This is a genomic window from Inquilinus sp. (assembly GCF_057815775.1).
On sequence record NZ_JBYRFX010000473.1, the window covers coordinates 1 to 6,137 of the forward strand.

Sequence of the window (6,137 nt, forward strand, 5' to 3'; positions counted from 1 at the left end):
GTGACGAGCGACAGGCCACCGCCCCAGCGCGGCGGCGGCGCCAGCATCGGGCCGAAGGCACCGACCAGCGCCGCGCGGGCCGGGCCGACGGCCCAGGCCGCCTCGGCCGCCGGATCATGATCGCCCGGCAGCGGGTCGACCGCCGCCATCGGCACCGCCTGCCGCAGCCCGTCATTGACCGCCCGGACCAGCACCGCCCGCCGGTAGGGTGCGACGAAGCCGGCGGCGCCGGCGGCGTCCTTGAATGCGCCCTCGAACGCGGCGCGCGTCTCGGCATCGAAGCCCTGCCACAGCCGGCCGGCGAGATGGGCCGGGTCGCCCTTCTTCTGCTGGAACAGCCTGACGAAGACGCGCCACTGCAGCACATCCTCCGGCTTCAGCGGGCCCTTGCCCCAGAGATAGATGTGGGAGGCGCCGCCGAGCCGGGCGGTGTCCGGCAGCGCCGCGATCTTGTCGGCCAGCGAAACGAAGCCGCCGGTCGCCTGCAGCCAGGCGCGATAGGCGCGGGCCCCGGCCAGCGGATCGGCCGGCCCGGGCAGGATGCGGACGACATAGGGTGCGCCGGGCGCCAGCCGGGTGAAGTCGTGCGACAGGACCGGCCGTGGCCGCCCCGCCGCCGCGGTGACGGCAAAGCCGGTGTTGAACGGCGTCTCGACCAGCCAGGTGACCGACCCGCCGGGCCGCAGCTCGGTCCAGGCCGGCATCGACAGCTGTTCGCTCAGCTCCGAGCCCGCGGGGTAGCGGCGCAGCAGCCAGTCGAGCCAGGCCGGGTCGTCCGACGGCACGAAGCTGCCCTCGCCGAAGGGCATGGCATAGGCGGTGATTGCCGAGGGATCGGCGGTCTGCGGCCAAGCCAGCATCGCCGGGTGATCGGCGCGGATCGACAGGCGCAGCGCGCCGTCCGCGAGGCCGGCCTCGACCGTGAAGGCATCGCCGCCCGAGGCCACGCGCCAGACATGATCGGTGCGATCGGTGACCTGCGCCGGGGCGAAGGCAGGCGAGGCCAGCGCCGCCTCGCTGCCATCGGCACGCCGCAGCGACACCGCCAGCGTCGCCGGATCGATCCGGAATTCGCCCGCCGGGGCGTCGAGAACCAGCGGGCCGCCTCCGGCGGCCAGCGCCGGGGACCGGGCAGGCCCCAGCACGGTGGCCAGGAGCAACCCGGCCGCGATCGATGCCCTCATCACATGGAATCTAAACATCAAGCTATAATGATCTACGATCGCTCGGTTTTCTACCGATCCATCGCTTTCATCATAGGAAGGCTATTCGTTCTCCAGCGACGCCCGGGCCGCCTGCAGCTTCTCGCTCACCTCCGGCTCGACCTTGGGATAGGCCAAGTCCAGCCGGTCCATGGCGTCGACGATCGCGGCGGCGACGGCCAGGCGGGTGAACCATTTGTTGTCGGCCGGGATCACATGCCAGGGCGCGTGTGGGGCGGAGGTCGCCCGGATCATCTCCTCATAGGCCTTCATGTAATCGGGCCACAGCTGGCGTTCCGACACATCGCTGGGCTGGAACTTCCAGTGCTTCTCCGGCTCGTTCAGCCGGTCCAGGAAGCGCTTTTTCTGCTCGTCGCGCGAGACGTTGAGGAAGAACTTCAGGACCAGGGTGCCGTTGCGGGCGAGGTAGCGTTCGAAGGCGCCGATATCCTCGCACCGCTCCTTCCAGATCTTCTTGGTCACCAGCTTGGGCGGCAACCGCTGGTTGCCCAGCACGCCGGAATGGACCCGGACGACCAGGACCTCCTCGTAATAGGACCGGTTGAAGATGCCGATCCGCCCCCGCTCCGGCAGGTGGCGGGTGGTGCGCCACATGAAGTCGTGGTCCAGCTCCTCCGCCGAGGGCTGCTTGAAGGCGGTGACCTGGCAACCCTGCGGGTTGATACCGGACATCACATGCTTGATCGTGCTGTCCTTGCCGGCCGCATCCATCGCCTGGAAGATCAGCAGCACCGACCAATGGTCCTGGGCGTAGAGCATGTCCTGCATCTCGGCCAGCCGGGTGATGCTCTGGGCCAAAGCGTCCTGCGCCACCTCCTTGTCATCCAGCCAGGCGGTATCGGCCGGATCGAAATCCTTCAGGCGGAAGCCCTCGCCATCCTCGATCCGATAGCGCTTCGCCAATTTGCCCAGCTTGACCATGTCGTCTTTCATTTCGGCGCTTCTCCCGTTCTGGCCGGCGCCAGCCTGTCCTATCCTCGGCGCGGCGTCGACCCCTGGCCCCGAAGGCAATCCATGCGACAGGTCCGGTTCATCACCCATCCCGACGTCCGGATCGACCCGGCCGTGCCGGTGCCGGACTGGCCGCTGTCGGAGCGCGGTCGCGAGCGGATGCGGGCGGTGCTGAGGCAGCCCTGGGCGAAGGATCTCCGCGCCCTGTTCTGCAGCATCGAGCGCAAGGCGATCGACGGCGCGTCGATCCTGGCCGAGGCGCTGGGCCTGCCGGTCAGCCAGATTGCCGATCTGGGAGAAAATGACCGTTCGGCAACGGGTTACCTGCCGAAGCTCGCGTTCGAAGCCATGGCCGACGCCTTCTTCGCCCGGCCGGAGGACAGCGTGCGCGGCTGGGAACGGGCGGTCGACGCCCAGCGCCGCATCGTCGCCGCGGTGGACGAGGTGCTGCGCCGGGCCCCTGGGGAGGGCGACATCGCCGTCGTCTCGCATGGTGCCGTCGGCGCGCTGTATCTGTGCCACCTGCAGGGCCGCCCGATCAGCCGCGCGGCCGACCAGCCCGCCGGCCAGGGCGGAAATTTCTACAGCTTCACCGCCGCGGACCACCGGCTGTTGCACGGATGGAAATCGATCGACGGATAGGCGACGGAATGGCTGCACGGCGCCGTGAAGGGGTCATGCCAGTCACGGCATTCCTACCAGAGGCTCAAGGCTTCATCATGATCCTGAAATCCCGTCGTCCCCTCCTGCTCGCCGCCGTTCTGATGCTGGCGACGCCGGCAACCTTCGCCACCGCCCAGGCAGCTACGCATCATCACGGGGAATCGCTGAGCCATCGCCAGGCAGCGCAGTGCGGCCACATGCACGGCCATGCGCGGCACAGCTGCGAGGCGCGCGTGGCCCATGATTGGAACCGCCACCACCACTGAGCATTGACCCGCACCCGGGCGGGATTCATCCTATCCCGCCCGGACGCATCTATCTCTATATTTCAAACCATTATCCATCGATCTTAGGTTCGATAACCGCACGCCCGATCACTTTTCGTTGCGCCCCGGCATGGTCCGGTGCGATGACGCCGGCATGATCGCCGCGCCGCCCCCAGCCTTGACCGACGCCGAGATCCTGGCCCGCCTGCTGTATCGCGACGGGATGATGCTGGTGATCGACAAGCCGGCCGGGCTGCCGGTGCATGCCGGGCCCAAGGGCGGGCCGGTGCTGGACCACCATCTCGACGCCCTGCGCTTCGGCCTGCCGCAGGCCCCCGCCTTGGCCCACCGTCTCGACAAGGACACCAGCGGCTGCCTGGTGCTGGGCCGGCACCGCGAGGCCACGGCCAAGCTGGGCCGCCTGTTCGCCGCCGGCCGCGTGACCAAGATGTATTGGGCAGTGGTCGAAGACGGCCCCACGCAAAACGAAGGCCGCATCGACCTGCCGCTGGCCCGCAAATCGCCCGACCGCGGCTGGTGGATGAGGGTCGACCCCGAGGGCCAGCCGGCGCAGAGCGACTTCCGCGTGCTGGGGCGCGCCGACGGCCTGGCCTGGCTGGAGCTGAAGCCCCTGACGGGACGGACCCACCAGCTGCGGCTGCACTGCGCCGCCTCGGGCTTCCCGATCCTGGGTGACGCCATCTATGGCACGGCCGGCCGCGGGCCGGAGGCGCCACCGCTGCACCTGCATGCCCGCGCCGTCGCGGTCCCGCTCCACCACAACAAGCCGGCGGTCACCGTCGAGGCGCCGCCGCCGCCGCATCTGGCCGAGACGCTGCGGCGCCTCGGCATCGGCTGACCTGCCGTCGATTCGACTGAGATTGCAGACGACATGTTGGTGGCCGCCCCCGAGTCGCCCGGCGTCATTCCTGACTCGCGCGCCGATCCGGGCCGTTGCCCGGCAGCAACCGGGCGAGCATAGGCGCCGCCCGAGCGTCGGACCGTTAGAGAAAGCTTTGTAAACAAGCCGCGATCAGATCGATCGAGACACAACACATGGCGGCTGGCGGCGATGGGAACCACAACCTGTTGCATATCCGGATCGAACCGGGTTCAATGGTCACGAACCCACTGTGTTGACGGCCGGATCGCGCCCGGCTACGCCCCTGACCGTGACAACAGCAGCCCGCCCCCGCCCCGCTATCCGTTTCCGTGGTCGCTCCTTCATGGCGCTCGTGCTTGCGCCTGAGCCGCCGATCACGGACTGGCTCACCGAACTCGACGCGCAGATCCAGCGCTCGCCGACCTTCTTCCAAGGCCGACCCGTGGTGGTCGACCTGTCGGCTCTGCCGATGCGAAAGCAGGATCTCACCGCGCTGATCGAGGATCTGCAGCAGCGCGACATCCGCCTGATCGGCATCGAAGGCGCCGACCCCGCCTGGCTTGGCTCAGAAGCCTGGGGCCTGCCGCCGATGATGACCGGCAGCCGGCCTGCCGGGATGATCGAGGTGCCGGACGGCGCCGACGCCGTGCCGCCGGCGGCGGAGGCGCGGCCCGCCGCATCGCTGCTGCTGGACCGGCCGGTGCGCTCCGGCCAGTCGGTGATCTTCCCGGAAGGCGACGTGACCGTGGTCGGGTCGGTCGCCTCGGGGGCCGAGATCATCGCCGGTGGGTCGATCCACGTGTACGGCACGCTGCGCGGCCGGGCGATCGCGGGGTCGAACGGCAACGAACATGCCCGCATCTTCTGCCGCAAGCTCGAAGCCGAGCTGCTGGCGATTGACGGGCTCTACAAGACCGCGGACGACATGGAACCGAAGCTGCGCGGCAAGACGGTGCAGGCGTGGCTCGACGGCGACGTGATGGTTCTGGCGGCCCTGGACTGAGGCAACTGAGGAGAACGACGAATATGGCCAAAGTCTTGGTCGTGACATCCGGAAAGGGCGGGGTCGGCAAGACGACCTCCACCGCGGCATTGGGCGCGGCCTTGGCGCAAAGCGGCCAGAACGTCGTGGTCGTCGATTTCGACGTCGGACTGCGCAACCTGGACCTGGTGATGGGATCGGAACGCCGGGTGGTGTTCGACCTGATCAATGTCGTCCAGGGCGATGCAAAGCTGTCGCAGGCGCTGATCCGCGACAAGCGGATCGACACCCTGTCGCTGCTGGCGGCATCGCAGACCCGCGACAAGGATGCGCTGACGATGGAGGGCGTGTCCCGGGTCATCGCCGAGCTGAAGGAAAAGTTCGACTGGGTGATCTGCGACAGCCCGGCCGGCATCGAGAAGGGCGCCGTGCTGGCCATGCGCCACGCCGATGCGGCGGTGGTCGTGACCAACCCGGAAGTCTCCTCGGTCCGCGATTCCGACCGCATCATCGGCCTGCTCGATTCCAAGACCGAGCGTGCCGAGAAGGGCGAGCGCGTCGAGAAGCACCTGCTGCTGACCCGCTACGACCCGATCCGGGCCGAACGCGGCGAGATGCTGAAGGTCGATGACGTCATCGAGATCCTGTCGATCCCGCTGCTCGGCATCATCCCCGAGAGCGAGGAAGTGCTGCGCGCCTCGAACATGGGTGCCCCGGTCACCCTGAATGCCCCGCTGAGCGCCCCGGCCCGGGCCTATTTCGACGCCGCCAAGCGCCTGCGCGGCGAGACGCTGGAGATGACCGTCCCGAGCGACAAGAAGGGCATCTTCGCCAAGCTGTTCGGTCGGAGGGTGGCATGAGCCTGTTCAGCTTCTTCAGCAAGCGCAGTTCCGCCCCGGTGGCTCGCGAGCGGCTGCAGATCCTGCTGGCGCATGAGCGGTCCTCGATCGGCGGCCGGTCCGACCTGGTGGCGATCCTGCAGGAGGAGATCCTGGCGGTGATCGCCAAGCACATCGCGATCGACCGCGAGAAGGTGCAGGTCAAGCTCGACCGCGGCAATTCGGTCTCGACCCTCGAGGTCGACATCGAGATCCCGACCCCGGCCGGCCCGGCGCGGGTCGCGCTGCGCGGCTGACCGCCCGGCCGGTCTCACACAGAAGGGGCGGTGC

General features: G+C 68.7%; 8 protein-coding genes. 6 read left to right on the forward strand and 2 right to left on the reverse strand.

All coding sequences use genetic code 11. The features are described 5' to 3' along the window. Together AC3XYG_RS16830 and AC3XYG_RS16835 are read right to left on the reverse strand one after the other, a co-directional pair. A partial coding sequence (locus tag AC3XYG_RS16830) for a hypothetical protein (protein ID WP_489141003.1) occupies positions 1-1,184 on the reverse strand: 1,184 nt, incomplete at its 3' end. 81 nt (positions 1,185-1,265) lie between these two features. Continuing rightward, positions 1,266-2,156 carry a polyphosphate kinase 2 family protein gene (locus tag AC3XYG_RS16835; protein WP_489141004.1) on the reverse strand — a complete coding sequence of 297 codons (891 nt, stop codon included), beginning with the start codon at positions 2,154-2,156 and terminating at the stop codon, positions 1,266-1,268. Between the two features lie 81 nt (positions 2,157-2,237). Here AC3XYG_RS16835 and AC3XYG_RS16840 point away from each other — a divergent pair, with 81 nt between their 5' ends. The 6 genes from AC3XYG_RS16840 to minE all read left to right on the forward strand — a co-directional run bounded on the left by AC3XYG_RS16840 (position 2,238) and on the right by minE (position 6,103). Further along, positions 2,238-2,816 (forward strand): histidine phosphatase family protein, encoded by a 579-nt coding sequence (locus tag AC3XYG_RS16840; RefSeq protein WP_489141005.1) that lies wholly within the window; start codon positions 2,238-2,240, stop codon positions 2,814-2,816. 8 nt (positions 2,817-2,824) lie between these two features. Then, a complete protein-coding gene (locus tag AC3XYG_RS16845) occupies positions 2,825-3,103 on the forward strand; it encodes a hypothetical protein (protein WP_489141006.1) in 279 nt (92 codons plus the stop codon). A gap of 154 nt (positions 3,104-3,257) precedes the next feature. Next, complete coding sequence (locus AC3XYG_RS16850) at positions 3,258-3,962, forward strand: RluA family pseudouridine synthase (RefSeq protein ID WP_489141007.1); 705 nt, start codon at positions 3,258-3,260, stop codon at positions 3,960-3,962. Positions 3,963-4,275: 313 nt separating this feature from the next. Further along, positions 4,276-4,989 carry a septum site-determining protein MinC gene (gene minC, locus AC3XYG_RS16855; protein ID WP_489141008.1) on the forward strand — a complete coding sequence of 238 codons (714 nt, stop codon included), beginning with the start codon at positions 4,276-4,278 and terminating at the stop codon, positions 4,987-4,989. 23 nt (positions 4,990-5,012) lie between these two features. Continuing rightward, positions 5,013-5,828, forward strand: coding sequence for a septum site-determining protein MinD (gene minD / locus AC3XYG_RS16860; protein WP_489141009.1), 816 nt, complete (start codon positions 5,013-5,015; stop codon positions 5,826-5,828). Beyond that, a complete protein-coding gene (gene minE / locus AC3XYG_RS16865; RefSeq protein WP_309795798.1) occupies positions 5,825-6,103 on the forward strand; it encodes a cell division topological specificity factor MinE in 279 nt (92 codons plus the stop codon). The genes minD and minE overlap by 4 nt, the downstream gene beginning before the upstream one ends. Positions 6,104-6,137: the final 34 nt, after the last annotated feature.